The 17,543-nt window shown below is 61.4% G+C and carries 28 protein-coding genes and 1 tRNA gene; 6 read left to right on the forward strand and 23 right to left on the reverse strand.

What is annotated here, in order from left to right; all coding sequences use genetic code 11:
- Nucleotides 1-8: 8 nt before the first annotated feature.
- Nucleotides 9-155 (forward strand): hypothetical protein, encoded by a 147-nt coding sequence (locus JNE37_RS15690; RefSeq protein WP_203063701.1) that lies wholly within the window; start codon nt 9-11, stop codon nt 153-155.
- A gap of 120 nt (nt 156-275) precedes the next feature.
- Nucleotides 276-1,844 (forward strand): 2-isopropylmalate synthase, encoded by a 1,569-nt coding sequence (locus JNE37_RS15695; protein ID WP_035033386.1) that lies wholly within the window; start codon nt 276-278, stop codon nt 1,842-1,844.
- Nucleotides 1,845-1,996: 152 nt separating this feature from the next.
- On the opposite strand, the gene JNE37_RS15700 is transcribed toward JNE37_RS15695, so the two are convergent.
- A complete protein-coding gene (locus tag JNE37_RS15700; protein WP_203063703.1) occupies nt 1,997-3,103 on the reverse strand; it encodes a pyridoxal phosphate-dependent aminotransferase in 1,107 nt (368 codons plus the stop codon).
- Between the two features lie 114 nt (nt 3,104-3,217).
- Here JNE37_RS15700 and msrA point away from each other — a divergent pair, with 114 nt between their 5' ends.
- Entirely contained in the window at nt 3,218-3,835 is a 618-nt protein-coding gene (msrA, locus tag JNE37_RS15705; RefSeq protein ID WP_211200052.1) for a peptide-methionine (S)-S-oxide reductase MsrA, read from the forward strand.
- A gap of 1 nt (nt 3,836) precedes the next feature.
- Here the strand turns inward: msrA and JNE37_RS15710 are convergent, their stop codons facing one another.
- Nucleotides 3,837-4,688 carry a mechanosensitive ion channel family protein gene (locus JNE37_RS15710; RefSeq protein ID WP_052015276.1) on the reverse strand — a complete coding sequence of 284 codons (852 nt, stop codon included), beginning with the start codon at nt 4,686-4,688 and terminating at the stop codon, nt 3,837-3,839.
- A gap of 130 nt (nt 4,689-4,818) precedes the next feature.
- Here JNE37_RS15710 and JNE37_RS15715 point away from each other — a divergent pair.
- A tRNA-Lys gene (locus JNE37_RS15715) sits at nt 4,819-4,894 on the forward strand.
- Between the two features lie 24 nt (nt 4,895-4,918).
- On the opposite strand, the gene JNE37_RS15720 is transcribed toward JNE37_RS15715, so the two are convergent.
- The 20 genes from JNE37_RS15720 to JNE37_RS15815 all read right to left on the reverse strand — a co-directional run bounded on the left by JNE37_RS15720 (nt 4,919) and on the right by JNE37_RS15815 (nt 15,036).
- The gene (locus JNE37_RS15720) at nt 4,919-6,205 is read right to left on the reverse strand and encodes a site-specific integrase (protein ID WP_246513323.1); all 1,287 of its coding nucleotides are present in this window, start codon (nt 6,203-6,205) and stop codon (nt 4,919-4,921) included.
- 258 nt (nt 6,206-6,463) lie between these two features.
- Nucleotides 6,464-6,730, reverse strand: coding sequence for a hypothetical protein (locus tag JNE37_RS15725; protein ID WP_203063705.1), 267 nt, complete (start codon nt 6,728-6,730; stop codon nt 6,464-6,466).
- 5 nt (nt 6,731-6,735) lie between these two features.
- The gene (locus tag JNE37_RS15730; RefSeq protein ID WP_203063707.1) at nt 6,736-6,936 is read right to left on the reverse strand and encodes a hypothetical protein; all 201 of its coding nucleotides are present in this window, start codon (nt 6,934-6,936) and stop codon (nt 6,736-6,738) included.
- Nucleotides 6,933-7,418: a hypothetical protein gene (locus JNE37_RS15735; protein WP_203063709.1), complete on the reverse strand. Its 486-nt coding sequence runs from the start codon at nt 7,416-7,418 to the stop codon at nt 6,933-6,935. The genes JNE37_RS15730 and JNE37_RS15735 overlap by 4 nt, the downstream gene beginning before the upstream one ends.
- Before the next feature lie 225 nt (nt 7,419-7,643).
- Entirely contained in the window at nt 7,644-8,864 is a 1,221-nt protein-coding gene (locus tag JNE37_RS15740; RefSeq protein WP_203063710.1) for a Lar family restriction alleviation protein, read from the reverse strand.
- Entirely contained in the window at nt 8,861-9,067 is a 207-nt protein-coding gene (locus JNE37_RS15745) for a hypothetical protein (protein WP_203063712.1), read from the reverse strand. Before JNE37_RS15745 ends, JNE37_RS15740 begins: the two co-directional genes overlap by 4 nt.
- Nucleotides 9,048-9,503: a hypothetical protein gene (locus tag JNE37_RS15750; protein ID WP_203063714.1), complete on the reverse strand. Its 456-nt coding sequence runs from the start codon at nt 9,501-9,503 to the stop codon at nt 9,048-9,050. Before JNE37_RS15750 ends, JNE37_RS15745 begins: the two co-directional genes overlap by 20 nt.
- Entirely contained in the window at nt 9,500-9,877 is a 378-nt protein-coding gene (locus JNE37_RS15755) for an HNH endonuclease (protein WP_203063716.1), read from the reverse strand. Before JNE37_RS15755 ends, JNE37_RS15750 begins: the two co-directional genes overlap by 4 nt.
- Nucleotides 9,874-10,068, reverse strand: a complete 195-nt coding sequence (locus JNE37_RS15760) for a hypothetical protein (RefSeq protein ID WP_203063718.1) — start codon at nt 10,066-10,068, stop codon at nt 9,874-9,876. Before JNE37_RS15760 ends, JNE37_RS15755 begins: the two co-directional genes overlap by 4 nt.
- Nucleotides 10,065-10,517 (reverse strand): recombination protein NinB, encoded by a 453-nt coding sequence (locus JNE37_RS15765; RefSeq protein WP_203063720.1) that lies wholly within the window; start codon nt 10,515-10,517, stop codon nt 10,065-10,067. The genes JNE37_RS15760 and JNE37_RS15765 overlap by 4 nt, the downstream gene beginning before the upstream one ends.
- A 2-nt stretch (nt 10,518-10,519) precedes the next feature.
- On the reverse strand, nt 10,520-10,702 hold the full coding sequence (locus JNE37_RS15770) for a hypothetical protein (protein ID WP_203063721.1): 183 nt from the start codon (nt 10,700-10,702) through the stop codon (nt 10,520-10,522).
- Between the two features lie 56 nt (nt 10,703-10,758).
- Nucleotides 10,759-11,496, reverse strand: coding sequence for an ERF family protein (locus JNE37_RS15775; RefSeq protein ID WP_203063722.1), 738 nt, complete (start codon nt 11,494-11,496; stop codon nt 10,759-10,761).
- Nucleotides 11,497-12,216, reverse strand: a complete 720-nt coding sequence (locus tag JNE37_RS15780) for a hypothetical protein (protein WP_203063723.1) — start codon at nt 12,214-12,216, stop codon at nt 11,497-11,499.
- Complete coding sequence (locus tag JNE37_RS15785) at nt 12,213-12,392, reverse strand: hypothetical protein (RefSeq protein WP_203063724.1); 180 nt, start codon at nt 12,390-12,392, stop codon at nt 12,213-12,215. Before JNE37_RS15785 ends, JNE37_RS15780 begins: the two co-directional genes overlap by 4 nt.
- Nucleotides 12,385-12,549: a hypothetical protein gene (locus tag JNE37_RS15790; RefSeq protein WP_156046285.1), complete on the reverse strand. Its 165-nt coding sequence runs from the start codon at nt 12,547-12,549 to the stop codon at nt 12,385-12,387. The genes JNE37_RS15785 and JNE37_RS15790 overlap by 8 nt, the downstream gene beginning before the upstream one ends.
- Before the next feature lie 220 nt (nt 12,550-12,769).
- On the reverse strand, nt 12,770-13,021 hold the full coding sequence (locus JNE37_RS15795; protein WP_203063725.1) for a hypothetical protein: 252 nt from the start codon (nt 13,019-13,021) through the stop codon (nt 12,770-12,772).
- A complete protein-coding gene (locus JNE37_RS15800; RefSeq protein WP_203063726.1) occupies nt 13,022-13,315 on the reverse strand; it encodes a DUF6197 family protein in 294 nt (97 codons plus the stop codon).
- Nucleotides 13,312-13,656 (reverse strand): hypothetical protein, encoded by a 345-nt coding sequence (locus JNE37_RS15805; protein ID WP_203063727.1) that lies wholly within the window; start codon nt 13,654-13,656, stop codon nt 13,312-13,314. Before JNE37_RS15805 ends, JNE37_RS15800 begins: the two co-directional genes overlap by 4 nt.
- Nucleotides 13,657-13,686: 30 nt before the next feature.
- Entirely contained in the window at nt 13,687-13,923 is a 237-nt protein-coding gene (locus JNE37_RS15810; RefSeq protein WP_203063729.1) for a DUF7303 family protein, read from the reverse strand.
- Between the two features lie 378 nt (nt 13,924-14,301).
- Complete coding sequence (locus JNE37_RS15815; RefSeq protein WP_203063730.1) at nt 14,302-15,036, reverse strand: S24 family peptidase; 735 nt, start codon at nt 15,034-15,036, stop codon at nt 14,302-14,304.
- A 328-nt stretch (nt 15,037-15,364) separates the two neighbouring features.
- On the opposite strand from JNE37_RS15815, the gene JNE37_RS22835 reads away from it, so the two are divergent.
- The gene (locus JNE37_RS22835; protein WP_203063731.1) at nt 15,365-16,543 is read left to right on the forward strand and encodes a GapR family DNA-binding domain-containing protein; all 1,179 of its coding nucleotides are present in this window, start codon (nt 15,365-15,367) and stop codon (nt 16,541-16,543) included.
- On the opposite strand, the gene JNE37_RS15825 is transcribed toward JNE37_RS22835, so the two are convergent.
- On the reverse strand, nt 16,540-16,929 hold the full coding sequence (locus tag JNE37_RS15825; RefSeq protein WP_203063732.1) for a hypothetical protein: 390 nt from the start codon (nt 16,927-16,929) through the stop codon (nt 16,540-16,542). The two genes, JNE37_RS22835 and JNE37_RS15825, sit on opposite strands and share 4 nt — an antisense overlap.
- 97 nt (nt 16,930-17,026) lie before the next feature.
- Here JNE37_RS15825 and JNE37_RS15830 point away from each other — a divergent pair, with 97 nt between their 5' ends.
- The gene (locus JNE37_RS15830) at nt 17,027-17,425 is read left to right on the forward strand and encodes a hypothetical protein (protein WP_203063733.1); all 399 of its coding nucleotides are present in this window, start codon (nt 17,027-17,029) and stop codon (nt 17,423-17,425) included.
- The last annotated feature ends 118 nt before the right edge of the window (nt 17,426-17,543 follow it).

Here is a 17,543-nt window from a genome sequence, read left to right on the forward strand (position 1 = left end):
AGTCACCAGTGCATACGGGCACCCAGGACCAGTCGATGCAGCGCAGCCGCGCCATTGCCATTGCAGCCAAGCAGCAGGCGGAGAACAACCGCCTGATGATCATGCTTGGGTTGCTCCTGCTCCCCGCGCTTTTCCTTCTCCTTATCAGCCCCTGATAACCGGCGGCCCAGATCAAGCTGGGCGGGTGGTCAGGGGATGCGCGCAATGAGCCGAACAGGAAATGTCCGGCCGTTTAGGCTTTTATGGCCCGGCCGTTTGATCAGGATAGTACCAGAATGACTACGCAGACCCCCGCCACCGATAGCAACAAAGACCGGGTCTATATCTTCGACACCACGCTGCGCGACGGCGAGCAGAGCCCCGGCGCGACCATGACGCTCGAGGAAAAGCTGCAGGTTGCCGAGATCCTCGACGATATGGGCGTGGACATCATCGAAGCCGGCTTCCCGATCGCTTCGGTCGGTGACTTCGAATCCGTGGTGGCAGTGGCCAAGCGGGCCAAGCGCTCGGTGATCGCGGGCCTGGCGCGCGCCATTCCGGCCGATATCGACCGTGCGGGCGAAGCGGTGCGCTTTGCCAGGCGCGGGCGCATCCACACGTTCGTATCGACCTCGCCGATCCATCTGGCGCACCAGATGCGCAAGACGCAGGACGAGGTGATCGAGATCATCACCAAGACCGTGACGCAGGCACGCAACCTCATCGACGACGTCGAATGGTCGGGCATGGACGCGACGCGTACGCCGCTCGATTTCCTGGCGCGATGCGTGGAAGCGGCGATCAAGGCCGGCGCCACGACCATCAACCTGCCCGATACGGTGGGCTACGCCATTCCCGAAGAATATACGGCGATGTTCCGGCACATCATCGATACCGTGCCGAATGCAGACAAGGCGATCTTCTCGACCCATTGCCACAACGACCTGGGCCTGGCGGTTGCCAATTCGCTGGCCGGCGTCATCGGTGGGGCGCGGCAGATCGAATGCACGATCAACGGCCTGGGCGAGCGCGCGGGCAATGCGGCACTCGAGGAAGTGGTGATGGCGCTGCGCACCCGCGCGGATGCGATGCCCTACCACACCGAGATCGAGAGCACGCATCTGGCACGCGCTTCCAAGATCGTGTCGGCAGCCTCGAATTTCCCGGTGCAGTACAACAAGGCGATCGTCGGCAAGAACGCCTTCGCGCATGAGAGCGGCATCCACCAGGACGGCATGCTCAAGAACGCGCAGACCTACGAGATCATGACGCCGGAAAGCGTCGGCATCAAAGAGACGACGCTCGTCATGGGCAAGCATTCGGGCCGCGCGGCCTTCAAGGACAAGCTGCGCGAGCTGGGCTACGACCTGGGCGACAATGCCTTCCAGGAAGCCTTCGTACGCTTCAAGGACCTGGCCGATCGCAAGAAGCATGTCTACGACGCCGATATCGTGGCGCTGGTCGACGACGAGGCCGGCTCGATCGACGACCGCATCAAGCTGGTCGACATGGAAGTGGTGAGCAAGACCGGGGGCACGCATCGCTGCGACATGACGCTCTCGATCGATGGTGAGACGGTTACGGCGAGCTTCGACGGCACCGGCTCGGTGGACGCGATCTTCAACGCGATCAAGCAGGCCGTAGGCAAGGAGCCGCACCTGGTGCTCTATGCGGTGGACGGCGTGACCGGCGGCACGGATGCGCAGGCGAGCGCGCATGTGCGCCTCGAAATGGGCGGGCGAATTGCTTCGGGCAATGCGGCCGAGCCGGATACGCTGGTGGCGTCTGCGCGCGCGTATCTCAATGCGTATAACCGGCTGCTGCTCGACAAGGGGCAGGCGGCTCAGGGCGCGATGGCGGGGTAAGCTCGCGGGTTGGGGCGAGGGGCCAAGCTATGGCGCGGTGCTATCGCGCCTTATCTAATATTGCCCCACCACTGCACTTCCCCGGCCGAAGAGCCGGGGCCCACGGATATCTCCACTCGAGTTGAGTGGTGCAATAGGCCCCGGATCCTCCTCTACCCTGCCACCCTCAATGCCCCCGGCAATTCCTCAGCGAAAATCGCGATCTCTTCCGGACGACCGACGCCGATGCGGATGCAGCGGTCGAGGGTGGGGGCCATGGGTTTGCGGACGAAGACGCCGCGGTTGGCGAGGGCCTGGAGCACGGCCATGGCGAAGGCGCCGTCGCGGCCGCAATCGACGGTGACGAAGTTGGTGGCCGAGGGGATTGGCGTCAGGCCGTTGTCGCGGGCGATGGCGGCGATGGTGTCGCGGCCTGCAGCGATGTTGGCGAGAGTGGCTTCCAGGTAGGGCTGGTCCGCCAGAGCGGTGAGTGCGGCGACCTGGGCCTGGCGGTTCACCCCGAAATGGTTGCGGACCTTATCGAAGCCGCGGATGGCCTGGGCTTCGCCGATGGCGTAGCCGCAGCGCAGGCCGGCCAGACCGTAGGCCTTCGAGAAGGTGCGGAAGCGCAGGATATTTGGGCGGGTGACGTCCAGAGGCGGCAGCGTGCCGGCGGGTGCGGTTTCGCCATAGGCCTCATCGAGCAGCAGGAGCGTGGTGTCGGGGAGCGAGGCGGCGAAGGCCTCGACCTCGGCTGCGGGCCACCAGGTGCCCATGGGGTTATCCGGGTTGGAGAGGTAGACGAGCCTGGCGTTTTCCCGTTGTGCGGCCTCGGCCAGTGCCGAGAGGCTTTCGCGGTCGGCCTCGTAAGGCACGGTGACGAGCTGGCCGCCGAAGCCCGCGACGTGGAAATTGAAGGTTGGATAGGCACCCAGCGAGGTGACGACCTTATCGCCGGAGTTGAGGTAGAGGCGGGCTACGAGGCCTAGAAGACCGTCGATGCCTTCGCCGACCATCACGTTTTCAGGGGCGACGGCGAGATGGTGCGCGAGGGCGTGGCGGAGATCGTGGTTTTCGGGATCGCCATACATCCAGACGTCGCCTGCGGCGCCAGCGAGTGCGGCGATGACGCTGGGGGCGGGGCCGAAGCCGCTTTCATTTGCGCCCAATCGTGCGCGGAACGGGCGGCCGGAGCGGCGTTCGAGCGCCTCGGGCCCGACGAAGGGCACGGTTGCGGGCAGGCTTTGCGCGAGCGCGGTGAGGGCGGGGCGGGACATCACTGATCCTTGAGGCGTCGGCTGAAACTCCAGCTCACTGGCTAACGTATCTTTGCGTTGCATTGAAGCGCGCCGGGGCGAACAGTGCGCAAGGAATTCTCCCGGGGAGAAGGGATCATGAAGAAAAGCAGACTGGGCGTGGCGGTGATGGTGGCGGCGGTCTCGCTGACGGCGGGTGCACAGGCGGCCGATACGGCGGTGGCGATCTTCGCCGGTGGGTGCTTCTGGAGCATCGAAAGCGATTTCGACCATGCGCCGGGCGTGCTCGACACGACGTCGGGCTATATCGGCGGCACGGTGGAGAACCCGACCTACGAGCAGGTTTCGACCGAAACGACCGGGCATCGCGAGGCGGTGCGCGTCACTTACGATCCCAATGTCACGAACTACGAGAAGCTGCTGACGGCTTATTGGCACATGACCGACCCGACCGATGGGGAAGGGCAGTTCTGTGATTTTGGCGACAGCTACCGGCCGGGCCTCTTCCCGCTGGACAAGGCGCAATATGATGCCGCCGAGGCCAGCAAGGCGGAGATCGGCAAGGAACTGAACAAGCCCGTGGCGACGACGATCGCAATGGCGACGACCTTCTATCCAGCCGAGGATTACCACCAGAATTTCTGGCAGACCAATGCGGCGCATTACAAGGCGTACCGCGCCGGATGCGGGAAGAATGCCAAGGTCGAGGCGCTATGGGGGCAGTCGGCGTTCGAGGGCCTCAACGGGCACGAATAGGCTATTTCGTCTCCGGGCTCGGCACGTTCGGGTCGGGGGTGACCGAGATTTGGTGCTCGGATTGAGCGTTCAGCTCCTTGGTGAGTGCGATCTTGGATTCCTCGGTCAGCGAGTAGAGCGTCGAGAGGTAATTGGGCGTCGCCACCCAGGCGCGAAGCTGCATGGCGACGCTAGCACCCGAAAAGCTATCCACATGCACATTGGGTGAAGGATCGATCAGCACGCGCTTGTCGCTGGTGGCGACGCGCAGCAGGATTTTTCGCGCCTTCGCGATGTCGAGCGAATCGGGGATCGAGACATTGACGTCGATGCGCCGGCGCGGCTCGCGGCTGTGATTGGTGATGGCCGAGGCCCAGAGCTTCTGGTTGGGCGTGAAGATGTAAAGGCCGCTGGTCGAGCGCAGGCGCGTGCCGAAAAGGCCGATTTCCACTACGACGCCGGCCACGCCATCACCGGTGATGAACTCGCCGATGGCGATGGGGCGCAGGAGAATCAGCATGATTCCGGCGGCGATGTTGGCCAGCGTGTTCTGGAGGGCCAGCGCGATGGCGAGGCCGGCCGCGGCGAGGGCGGCATAGATCGAGGTGCTGGCAACGCCGATGAGGCTCAACGCCGTAATGATAGCGAAGATCAGGATGCCGTAGCGGGTGACCTGGGAGACCAGCGGGACGAAGTTTTTATCCACACCATAGGCGCGCGGCATCAGGTGTTCGACGAAACGCGAGGCCGTTCGGGCCAGATACCAGCCGAAAAGCAGCACCAGAATCGCGGAAATGATCGAGCCAGCGTTGGCCAAAAGCCAGTTTGCCGGAATCATCACGAGGTTGGAGGCTTCTCTAACGCTTTCATCCATAAGGAAATTCCCGATTGCCGCGGTGATTTATCCTAACAAAACGATCACGGCGGAAAAGTGCTGTACGGTGCTAGACAGGCAGAAAGAGCTTTGCTAGAGAGGCGCCACGTTGGAACCGGCGGTTGCAGCCGGGTGCGTAGCTCAGATGGTAGAGCAGCTGACTCTTAATCAGCGGGTCCACGGTTCGAGTCCGTGCGCACCCACCAACGTTTCCCAACGGGAGCAAGGGCCTAGCCCTTGTCATTCCGGGTGGGGCGCTCCCAGCGGTTTCCAATTCTCTTGGCTGGTTTCCAATTCGCGTTCTGTTCCTGTTCCAGGACAGCCGGGCGAACCTCCTTCCAGCGAGCCTCCAAAAGCTTCATTCCGTCCACGGCGAGGCGCCGAGTGCTGACCTCCATGCCGTAGTGGCGAACCATTTCCGGGCTCATGTTCACGATGGCGCTGACCTGGCTTTCCGTGCAGCCCACCTCCAGCAGGTTGATAACGGCATTCTTTCGCAGGCCATGAAAGACGATCCGCTCTTCACGGAAGCGCTTGAATGGCTCGGTGTCCATCAGGCGTTGCCATTCCGTGCGGAACCCATCGGTGGTGTATTGGCCGCCCTTGATGCCGAGGTGGAGCACTGTACTCACAACCAGGGCTTCGCCGTCCTTGCGTCGAGATGATGCCGCTTCTGTCGCCATGCGCTCGGCAACATCGATCCACCACCGATACTCGGAATGGACTGGTATCCAGACCTGCTTTCCTGTCTTCTGGGCAACCACCGGGATAACCGTGTCTGCCTTCCGCGGACGCTGCATGGGGAGCACATCGCTTTGGCGCTGCCCTGTGAACAGGGCCGACATGGCGGGCATCAGGCAGTTGAACGGGGCGTGCTCCAACAGGATATCGAAGGCCCAATCCGGCCAAGGCCGCCACGGCTCGCCGCCCGGAATCTTCTCCGTGTGCTCAACTGGGTTGATCGCGCTGTAGCCGCGCGGGATGCCCCAGGACAGCAGGCGCGATAGATAGGCGCGAAACTGGTTGGCGGTCGCCGGCGTCTCTGCGAGCGCGTCGATAGCTGCCTGCGCGTCTGGCGTCGTCAACTCGCTGGGCAGATCGAACGCCCAGGCCGCTACCACCATATCTCGTGAGCGTTCGTATCCCCGGCGGGTGGAAGCAGCCAGGCTGGTGAAAGCCTCATGGGCATGGAAAGCTTCCGTCAGCGCGGTAAAGTCCTTCGCGTTCTCATGGTCGCGTTGTTCTTTGGCTTGATAGGCCTTCCTGGCCTCCGGCCAGAACCCTTCGTCCCTCACATCGGGCAATTGGACGCCATACAGGAATAGGCAACCGTTGCGATGCTCCAGAGCCTCACAGATGGCGTAGGAGACGCTGAACTCGGCTGATAGAGGTTCTGGCAGCCGAATGGAGGGAAGCGCCTCCGGCGTGTTCCTATGGCGGGTGTAGTAGGTGTAAATGGTCTTTTTGCCGTTCTTCCGCTTGAAGATGCGGTGAGCGTGCCTCGGCAGTTCAGCCATGCCGCTTTTCCCGGAGCGCGACAACGAACCTATCCCCCATTCCGGTTGGTGCCTCGACAATTCCAAGGCTACGGTTGAGGTCGCCACGATACCAGAATTTGCGGCGGGTGCTCTCTACCCACTTGGGCTGTGGATAGACGGTGCCCACGCGCTCAAGGAAATCCTCCACGTGACGCTCCCCGCAATATGCGGCAGCGATGTCTGCGTTCATTCGCGGTGGCCAGGTGTCCGCCGGCATTGCAGTGGGGCGGCGTGCGCTCATGCTCCTTCCCTCGCGGCTTGCATCATGGCGCGGAAGATGGTTGCCGCAGTGCTTGGGCGAACTTCATCCGGAGTGAATTCGCTGGCGGCGCTGCCGGCCAGTTTCATCCCATCCGTAGGCTCCATGAGAGCATCGAGGACGGCATCGGCGACCTCGTACGCCTTTCCAATCTTCGAGGCGGAGGCATAGGGGGCCGACATGTCTTCCGGTGCCTTGGCCCCATGCAGGACAACGTAAGCCTTTCTCGCGATCTTCTCCCGCATGCTGGTCATTCCTTGGACCTCGCGGCTTGGAGGGCAGCGCGGCCGACGGGGGTGATGCTCCAGCGACGTGGCTTCGCCAACACCTCCGCAAGACCGTTCTTCCTGCAAAACTGGCGAACGCGATCTTCGGCATCGTCGGCTGGTTTGAGCCTCCATCCGTTTTCCAGCGCTTCCAAGAAATCGTACTGCGCGTAGGTCAGATTCACTTCTCGGCCCTCTCGGGGTTGAGGGCGGAACGGGCGAGGCGGAGAGAACCGATAGTGAATTCGTGTGCCCAAGCGGCGTAGGCATCATCGCCTTCTTCTGGGTCGTAGCTATAGGCTGCATCTGCGAAAGGCGTCAGCGCCTTCCGCATCCTCTTGATCGTCGCTTTGGCAGATGTCAGCTTGGTAGCGAAGGTTGCCACCTGTTCTTTCTGGCCCTCGTAGTCCTCCCGCAGCCGCGCATTCTCTGCCTCAAGGGCTTCGATGGTCGGGGAGTAATGCGCATGGATAGCGTCGAGAACCGTATTGGTGGCGTCGATTGCCCCTTGCCTCCAAGTGCCGCTTTCGTCCAGCGCCTCATCTTCGATGCCCGGCTCGAATCCCGAGGCAAGGAAGATGGCGAGGTTGTCGCCACCGAACAGATCGACGCTGACCCCGCCAAGGTGCTGGCGCAGCTCCGCGCGGGATTGCTTATCGTTGGGCATGGGAGGACTCCTTCTCGTCAAGGCAAGCGCCGCGTATGGCCTCTTTCTTCGCTTGGGCCATAGTTTCGATGCCCTCTGGCGAATAACCTTGGTACATGTACGTGCCGTCCTCCCACGTCACGATGATGTAGAATTTGTGCCGTGGGTGGTCGTAAACACGCTCGATCTCGATCGTGGCGCCCTTGTGCGTTCCCCGGAAAACGCCGCGAGACTTCTCTATAATCCTCATTCACCCTGTCCCCTCGCTAGAGGCTGGGAAGAGGTGGCCAGAACTTCGAACCGGCCATCTTCCCATTCCTCGATCGGGCGCGCCCAGAACGAGCCGTCATCGGTGGATTGGTAGATGGCGACCGGGTGCATATCGACGGAGGGAGGCGGCACCGACGCTGGCGGTTCTTTCATCAGCGCATCAATGGACGGTTTCTTGTCCACCCAGTGCTTCGCCTGCATCTTGCCGATGCCGAGCAGCACGTATTCGCCGCCGCTCTTCTTGTGGCGGTGCGTTGCAACGGGTTGCAGCGGGGCGGCGGCGATCATGGCCTTGAAAGTCCCGATGCCAATCTCTTGCCGCAGAAAATCCTTGGTGATGGGGCCGCCGCGACCGCCTTCAATAATGGGGCCGAACGCAGCCACTTTCATTGCCTCGGTCGGCTCTACCGGCACCAGCTTCCACCCATCAGGCACGGCCGGCGCGGGAGCCTCGACCAGTGCCGAGCGGTAGAGAGGGAGGAAATCTGCCTCTATTTCCTCAGCGGCATGCGTATCGGCGAATTGCCGTTGCCAAGCGGTCAAGAGCGGCCGGAACTCTGCGGCCTTGAAGACATTGCCCGTTGGCTTGTGCAGATAGGCCACCGGCTCTTGCCCTTCTGCGCGGGAGAGGGCGGCGGTGAGGGCCGTACGGGCATCCTCTGCGGCCGCGCGTTGATCGCCATCCCAAACCCACTCTCGGCATTCCAGAGCCGATTTCAGCCACAAATCGACGTCGATAGCGGCCTGTCGCACCTCCTCCGTCACCACGGCCTGGTTGGCGCGGCTGTCTGGTTTCAGAGACTGTTGGTGGAGGTTGAGCGCATCGGTCATGCTACGCCGATCAGCGTCGGTAACCGCGCGACGGAAATGCAGTTTGAGCACGCGATCGCTTTCCGTGTCCGCCGACATTGCCACAACTGGCAAACTGCTATCGGTGAACCAAGTGTCCTGAACAGGCTCAGAATGGCTGTCGGCAGCGCGATGGTTCCAGGCTGTTGCGGCCTCTTCCGCCGTTTCGAAGTGACGATTGACATCTAGCGGACACGCTCGCGCGGCAGAACCAAGAGGACCATATTCGTGGTAGAGGTAGAACATGCCGCCAACAGGGTGGTTGTCATGCGGTTCTTGCCCCATCTTAAATGGCGAGCCGCAGAACGGGCACGCCAGCAGTTCCTCGCTAATGGGGTTGGTGCTCATGGCTCGTCCCTCAGGTCGCGTTGATAGTCAGGATCAGGCTCGTTCTCGGATTCTTCCCAAGGGCAGACGCCATCGGTTTCGTCCTCAAGCTCGCAGCGCCGAATAGAATAGGCGCCGCAGAACGGGCACAGTTTGCCGCCGCTAGCCTCGTAATCTTCCTCCGGGGTGCGCAGCTTCCAGTCGTCATAGCCGGGAATGTTCATGGTTCACCTCGATAAGGGCTTGGAGGAGGGCGTCGAGAAGGGCGAGCACTTCGTCCGGCGCATCGGCGGAGAAGTCCCGGCACGGCTCGTCAGGCTCGGTGAGGCAGGCCCATGGCATATCCTGCTCGCCACAGGTGCCGCTTGCGCGTTGCCAACCCGGCAGCTTCTCCTCGATCAGCGCAACTGTGGCGTCGAGGGAGGAGGAGTAGGAGGGAACGGAAAGGCAAGTGCTTAGCTCGTCAAACGGAGCGCTCCGGACGTTGCACAGGAAGCACATGTTGTCCCGGCGCCGATCGAAAAAGGCGTAGCTTCCGTATGAGGTCTGGCGCATGACGATAGGGCCGATCGCGACCGCTATCTCCGCGTCGAGCACCGCATCAGGTCCCGTCGCCTTGCGCACCCTATCCAGCAGGGAATGGAGATCGGGGGAGGTCATGGCAGGAGTGTCCATTTTTCGATCTTTCGTGTTGCGGTGCGTTGGGGCTGGCGGGGCGAGAAGCCTTGGCTCTGGAACGCCGGCTTACGGCGCCCATCCCAGCCCTTCGTTACGAGCCGGTCGCGCTTGGCCTTGGCAGCAGCGTCGGCGGCGTCCTTCTGGGCCTTGCACTTGGTATGGGCGGGGCGGCAGTTCGCGTCAGCATCAGCACCGCCAAGGCTCAGGGCCTCAAGGTGTTCGATGAAGTAGGATTGCCCGTTGTAGATCTTGTTGCCGCACAGGCAGCAGATGCCGTTCGCTTCGAGGAATATGCGGGCGGCGCGAGCACGCGTCATGCTCCGGCGCTTCGTGGGGGCGATGAACTGGAGGGTCATTGCTCGCCCCCATCATCATTGCGCCACACGGAGATGGACTGATTTCCAAACTTGATGCTGTAGTAGACGCCAAGAAATCGGATGCCGAATAGCTTTCCTGGCTCCCACGGAGCGTTGCGGATAGCCCAGTCGGCAGCAGACGCCATGCCTGCGAAGTCTTTCCCGCCGTGGAGGATGACACGGAGCTTCATGCTGCCTGCTCCCTGCTCTCGAGGAAGCCGCGCCGCTCCGTCTCCGTCAGCGAGATGCCTTTCAGATGGCAAAAGGCGATGGTGTATTCGATGAGCGAAGAAGCCCTCGCCACCGACATGTTGGCGCTGCTTTCGCGAAGAGCGACAAACTCGCCTTCGATCCCTGGGACAACCTGCCCGCGACGATCATCTTCGGTTTCAGCCGTCGCGATGGCATGGGCGCTGATTAGCAGCACCTTCCATTCCTCAGCTTTCCGAGGCTTGCCGGCCCACTCGAAGCCGCTGCGCTCAATGTCTCCAAGGATCGCGTGGAACTTCGCATTCTGGTCAATGCTGCGCTGCGGCGGAGCGATGGTTACGCGGCTATAGGGCTGGGCATCGCGCAGGGCTTCGATGGCGTTGCCCATGACGCGGGGAGTAGCGAGAACGAAAGACTGGCGGTCGGTCATGGCTATGCATCCACTCCCCAAATCCACCTCGCCCTGTCCCGATAGGCGCTCTCAAGCTCCCTCGTGTCGGCATCGGAAAGGTGCAGGTAATCCTCACCAGACATGTGCCGGTCGTGCCAAGCTGCAAGCTGCTGCTCGGTCTTGACCGACTTCAACTCGTCCAGTGCCTGCTTTTTCACGTCCATTGATCCTTCCGGAGCGGGGTTGTTGGCCGCCGCCCCGGCCCTTGGTTGGGATAGGGTTAGGCGGCCAGCCCGTCGAAGTTCGGCGGCGTGTAGTCGCGATCATCGAAAGGCGGCGCATCGTCCTGCATGGAGGCGCGCTCATCGAGTTCGGCGAACTTGTCGGCCTTCTCGTCCATCATGGTCTGGCGCCAGTCTTTCGGCAGGCTGTCCAGAGCAGCGGTGACGCTGGCCTGCGCCCAAAACTTGTCGAAATCGGCGATAGTCGCGAGCTTCTTGTTGGCCGCCGAAAGTCGCGAGTAAGTTTCGCGGCTATTGGCCTTCGACTGCGGAGCCGTGGAGTTCGCCTCGCGTGGCTGGACCTCATGCGTGGTAGAGTCCGCGTCGTTGTCGCCTTCGGTGGGGATACAGAAGGCCTGCATGGCGGCATACTTGTAGGCCGCGGACATCGCCTTGTTCGTCGCCTTGTCGCCGCTGTCCATGGCCTCGCCGAAGGTGCGAACGGTATGCTTTGAGCCGTCCTCCGACGAGATAAGATCGAATTCGGCTTCGACGGTCACATAGAACAGGGCATTGCCCTTGGCGTTCTTGCGCTCCGACACTTCACGCGAAAGCATGCGCGGCAGAATGCAGAGGTTGTGCTTGGCGATGATCGGTGACAGGGCGTTGTAGACATCATCAATGCCCCGGAACTTGTACCCCTGCTGATCGTTCTTGCGATCCTTGCTGATACCTTCCTTGGCAATCTCGGACGTAACCGCAGCGATGGCGGCATATACCTTGGGAGCGTCGGTCATTTAGAGCCTCGCCTTCTTCTGTTCGGTGATGGAGCAACCTGGGATCAAGCGAGCACCGCTGCGCACATCGCGCTCGGCAAGCTCGCGGAAATAGGCATCAACTTCGGCTGGATTGGTCTTCCAGTAGTGGCCGGCAAGTGCGCGGGCGTCGGTCACTTCGACTTCCCAATAAGTCACCAGCCCAGTGTTGGTATTCGCCGCCTTGTCGGCCTTCTTGGCTTCGCGGTTGAGTTCGGCGGCGCGCTGCGCCATGCGCTCGGCTTCTTCTCTGGCCTCAAGATCGCCAACACTGGATTGCTGGAACATGGCTTGCGCGGCACGCTCAGCCTGCTCCTGTTCCTCGCGAATGCGTTTCGCCTCCTCGTCCTTGAGGCGCTGCTGTTCGAGGCGGAACGGCTCAACGACCTTTTTGAGCATTTCTATAGCCATCGGGCCTTTGCCGGTGACAGCCTTGGTCTTGCCGATGAGCGAGTTATAGCGGGCCTGGATGGCGTCCTTTGCGGCGTTGAGAGGCTTTACCTCGGCTTCACGCCGCTCGTCGGCGCGCTTGTTGGCCGCATTGAGAAGCTCCATGAGCTTCGCAACATCATCGTGCGCTGCCTGGGTTGTGACCGGTTCACCATCTGCCCAATTCTTCGCTTCCTCGAACAGAGCCTCGATTTCAATCTGGCTCTCATCGAATGGCGACATGTTGCGAAGTTCGGCAACTGCGCTGCTCATCTCGACGCCCTTTCGTTCTGACTGGCGCGGTAAAGCGCCTCAATGCGTTCATGGGGAGGAAGGCCGGCGGAACGTTCTCGGTCCCAATCGGCAAGGATGCGCTCGATCGTGATGTCGGCGCCTTCGCCGAACTCACCGGGCTCGCGATGGTTGATGCGGCGTGCGGGTTCAGCCATGCCAGCCTCCCAGCAAGGCCACGACCCCAGCCACAACCAGGATCGCGACAACCATCATTGCCGAAAGGGCGAGAGACGAAGCGCGGCCGTACATTTCCTGCTGCTGTGCAGGCGTCCATACGGCGGTGCCGCCGGGGAGGGTGGTGAAGGGTTCCATCACTTGCCCTCCCGCGCGCCGTCGAAGTCTTCTGCCTCGATGTCGTAGAGGTCTCGCGGCTCCGCCTCGATGAGGCCGGTACCGTCGCATTCTGGGCATTTCAGCCCGTAGTCAGGCTCTGCCCACGATGGCTCCCACCACGTGGCGGGTATGATCCGGGCTGGGTGACCAGAACTCTCGAAGCAACAGGGGCAGTCGGCCACGGACTTGTGCGGTTCCATCACTTGCCCTCCGCCTTGGCGATGGCGGCGTCGAGGCGCCCGATCTTGGCGTGGTCACCGAAGCCAGTCGCCATCGAATAAGCGATCTCGTCTGCAAGATGGGCGCGGAGGGTCGCCAGATGGCTGAATGCTGCCTTCGCCTCGGAAAGACGCATAGCCGGCGCGTTCCGGTTCGGCCCGAGGTAGAGGTTACGAGAACCGAAACGTCCGACTTTTATCGGGCCCGGCGTATGCTTCACTTCGCTTGCCATTTACGCCTCCACCTGGGCGGCGATGGCGCGGTCGAAGAGCGCCATGATGTCGGCGTGGGTGGTTTCGGGTGCGTCGTTGAATTTGACGATGCCGCTTTTGTTTCCCCACGGAAGTTGGCGTTCGATGGCGTCATACGGGGCGCCGTACGCAGTCTGACGGCCCGACGCCTCGAAGAGCGCGCCGAGGATGCAAAAGCATCCGGGGCTAGGCTCATAGGCGCCCTTACCCCACTTCTCCGGCGTATCGATCAGGGCCTTAGCCGCGATCAGGTTTTCACGAACGGTTGCCATCATGCGGCCTCATCATGTTCGAGGGGGAGGGCGGAGAAATCGGGAAGCGGAGCGCGGCCAGCCTTCTGGTCCGGCGTCAGCTTCGACCAGTTCTCGCGGGAGAAAGGGGAGGCCGCTTCGTGCGCCGCGAGCAGATCGTCGCGGTACTTCGCCTTCATGGCCTTGATGGTGGAGAAGATGCCCCGGCAGCTTTCAGAGCGCCCATTGAGGCTTTCATGGTTGGCCAAGCCTTCCAGCTCGCCCATCAGCATGACGTAGGCCGGGTAGTCGGCATCGGCCATTGCGACGACGATTTCGCTGGTCCTGCGCGCTACCCATTCCGGTGCTTGTTTGTCGAAGGCCATTTGCGCAGCCCCTCCTTGGGGCGGAGGGGGTTAGGCGATGCGCCAGATGCGATAGCCGTTGTTTTCAGCGCGGCATACGAACTTCACGCCATTACGGACACCAAATGCGTAAGCAGAGTAATTCGCTCTTTTGTCCGTCGCAAAGAAGCTGTCGCCGATCTCCATCTGATGAAAGGGATATCGGGCACGCCTTGCTCGCTCTGGCAGAGGCACGTTCTTCTCAATGCGGAACTCAGTGTTGGAAGCAACCTTCAGTGCGTTGGTCATTTGCTGCTCCATCGGTTTGATGGAGCAGTCTTGCGTTAATCGCAAAGCTAAGTCAAGCGATGTTTTTGCGAACAACGCAAATCGTTAAGTGAGCAAACCGACTCGACTCTTCGCGACCATCGTGCCTTTAATGAGAACAAATAGGGAACAAAATGGGTGGCTAGAAATGAAGAGGATTACGCTGCATGTGCGTTGCGAGGGGTGCAATAAGCTCAGCGCTCGGGAGATAGCGGAGGGCGGCGGAATGGCGCTGCCGTCCACAGTTGAGGAGCTTATGGAAAGTGCGGAACTTCAAAACCTGCACTTCTGTTGCCCGCGATGCGAGGGCAACATCGGCCGCATAGTGGCGGTCAACTTCCATGAAAGTGAGAAAGCTGCCTAAGGAAGCTCGTTGGTAATGCGGCGGACCCAGGCAAGGATATTTACAGTTGTGCCGTTATCAGCGTCTGGGTCGTGGGGAACAACGATGGGCTTGTGCCGCGGATTGGTCGAGCGTGGATGGAATTCGATCCGATCTTTATAGAACTCGATCTGCTTCACCGACCATTCAATGATATGGCCGCCTTCGCGTGTCCGCTGAACAACGACGACCATGCCATCCCGCAGGGGAACGCGGTTTGCAACGTCGTCGTACGCCAAGCCAATGACGCGATCGCCGTCGAGGATTGGGCGCGGGCGTAGGGCATTCATGCTGTCGCCGCGTACGTCGAAAGATAGAACCCGGGCGTTAGGGAAGTTTGGATCAGATGGTTCCCAGAAGGTTTCGCGCTCGCTCTGGTCGAGGTCGTCAACTTCCCGCCAAGTGCCTGCTGATACGACGCCGGCAGAAGTCACAGGAACCAGTCCGTTCTTGCTGGGTGTGGCTGTCGACTCTCCAAGTTCTTCAGGCGCGTAGATCTCGCCTGGTGGCATTGCATTGAAGAATTTACCCATCAGAAGCAGTTCATGCGCTTTGATTTCGCGCGCTTCCTTTCCTGGCTCTTCGGCGAGCATTCGGGTGATGGTGTCGGGGCGGACGTTGAGAAATCGAGCTAGTTTGGATTTCGCACCGTAGCCGGCGCGCTCCAGCTCGGCATGCAGCCACTCACGTATTTCGTCTCTTTGGTCAGCCATGCTGCATCTTTGCGAGCGGCGCAGAAAAATCTATCTCGCAAATCGCAAGGACGCTTGACTTAGTTTTGCGATTGACGCAAAAGTATGGCATGCGCACTAAGCCAACACGACTAGAACCGGCCGCGGGCATCATCGCCACCTTTGGTGGGGTTGAGGCTGTAGCGGAAATTACGGGGCGGCATGTCTCCCGCGTGTATCGGTGGATGTATCCCAAGGAAAGTGGTGGGACTGGCGGGGTAATCCCGCAAGCCGAAGCGTCAAAGCTTCTCAAACATGCCAAGGAGCGGCGTATTCGCATTAGTGCAGCTTCGTTCTTCGAGGCCGCAGCATGACCGACAGCGTAGCCGAAGACATGTTGCTTTCGTACTTCGAGCGCTGGGAGCGTCTTGAAGGCGAGAAGGACGCCATCAGCGCAGACCTGCGCGAACTGTTTGCCGAAATGAAGGGCAATGGCTTCGACACGAAGGTTGCTCGCAAGGTGTTCCGCGACAGGCTGGACGACAACAGCACCGAACGTGCTGAGTTCGAGGCGGTTTACGACCTGTATTGGACTGCGCTTTCCTGGCCTCGCGCGGGACGCGCGCGGGAGAGCGCCGAGAGCACCACCCATAACACCAGCGTTCCCGAGGGTTTCGACCCGGAAACGGGCGAAGAGGTCACCGCCTCTCCCAGCGAGCGCCTCATTGCCGCAGCGCGTGATATGCGCGCCTCCATCGGCAACGAAATCATCGAACCCCAGCCGGAAACGGCTGAGCAGTCGCGCGCGGACACCATCGATCTCCAAAGCATCTCCGTCGATGCTCCGGGCTGCGCCTCTTTCGCTGGCACGGAGGGCGACGAAGGCCAGCACCCCATTCAGCCGGAAACGGCTGCTATGCCCAACAGCTCGGAGCCGGCACTGGAACAGGCTCTCTCGGGTACGCAAACGGAATTGATCAATCCTAATAGCGGCCATCGTGACCAGACGTTCGAGGCGTCGGTTGGGCAGCCCCATTCCATTCCGGCCAGCACCGAGCCCCCCAGCACGCTGGCAGGAGAGGGGAGCGGCGCAAACCCTCACGCTGCTCCCCTCAACCGTACGAGCGATGAACTTAGCCGCATCGCTAGTGATGCCGTTGGCTACGGCGAGAGTGATCGACGCGCGGATGCGAGCGACCACTCCAATGCAGGAGGCGAAAATGTAGCCGCACCTGACAATGCAGAAACTGCCGAGGCAGTCTCTGACGACGCTGCGAATACCTTGAACACGCAAGCCGAGGCGGGCGCCGTGGATAACGGCGCTCCCTCTCACCGTGTCATGAGCATCACGCCACTTGAGCCGCGCGAAACTTGCGGTCTCAAAGGCTTTGGCTTTTCCGTGATGTTTGAGGAGAAGCCTCGTAGCTCCAGCGGCCTCGAACGCATGCCGGGTTGCAAGAACCTTGACGCCTGCGCCGGTAGCCGAACGAAGCGCTGCTTCACCTGCGAGCGCGACTGGAATGCAAAAGCTCACGAGGTGGACGCCTAATGTCCACCCTTACCATCCACCACGAGCATCAGGGAGGCAGCGGCGCGCCGGGGGCGGAGTTGCGCGATATCCGCTGCCTGCCTCATGGCCGTGGTGGTCATGCCGGCGCTGAAACGGCCGGTGAGTTGGCTTCGTATCGCCAACCAGAACTGTTCGCTCCCAACCAACTTAGCCGGGGCTCCCAAGTCCCCGGCGCCTTTCCATTCCCCCGCGTCTTCCTCCTCCGCCAGCAACTCCCTCTGGCGTTGACGCGGCAACTCGGCATCGAGCGCGCAACCGCGCTCTGCCATTTTCATTCCTGCGCTGGCTTCCGCCGTGGCGCGAACATCCCTTGCAAGCCCTTCGAGCACATCCGCCAAGATCGTTCCGAGGGGCTGAGCAGTCATCACAGGCTTCCTTTCCAAACGGTCGCTCTCTTCGGAAGCAACCATGCACCGAAGGGATGCCAACCAGTTGTCAAAGTTTGCCAAAAAGGAGCGCGACGTGACCGCTGCTCTTGCTGACGATCTTCGCGCCTATGCCGTGAAGCGCTGGCCAACGATGAACCACGAGTGGCGCAAGGCAAAGCTCGCCTCGCTCCTGAACATGAAGGTACGGCGCGTCCGATCCTATTGGGACGCCGAAGAGACGCTTTCGCCTCGCCAGCAGGAGGTGGACGCGATCAAATCACTGATCGGCGCAGAAGAGGAGAAAGCCCGTGTGGAAGCAGATCGGGCCTTGGCGAAGCGCGTTGCTGAGCTTGAAGCCCAGCTTGCCTTTGTCATGGCGTCGCTGGCTAGCGACCAGGTGGCGGCAAGCGGCACAGCGCCATGGGGCCAGGGCAAAGCAGGAAATCGATCGAACGGAGGCGCTTCGCGCCGCGGCACGGGAAATCGAGACTGACTAATTCAACGCGGCCTAGCCGCACATAGGACCGGGCAGGGATAGGCAGAACGGGCCAACACCTTCCCCGGTCAGGCAACCACAGAAGGATAGACCATGGGCAACGCATCTGCGGGGC

Origin of the sequence: Paradevosia shaoguanensis (assembly GCF_016801025.1) — a bacterium.
GTDB classification, from domain to species: domain Bacteria; phylum Pseudomonadota; class Alphaproteobacteria; order Rhizobiales; family Devosiaceae; genus Paradevosia; species Paradevosia shaoguanensis.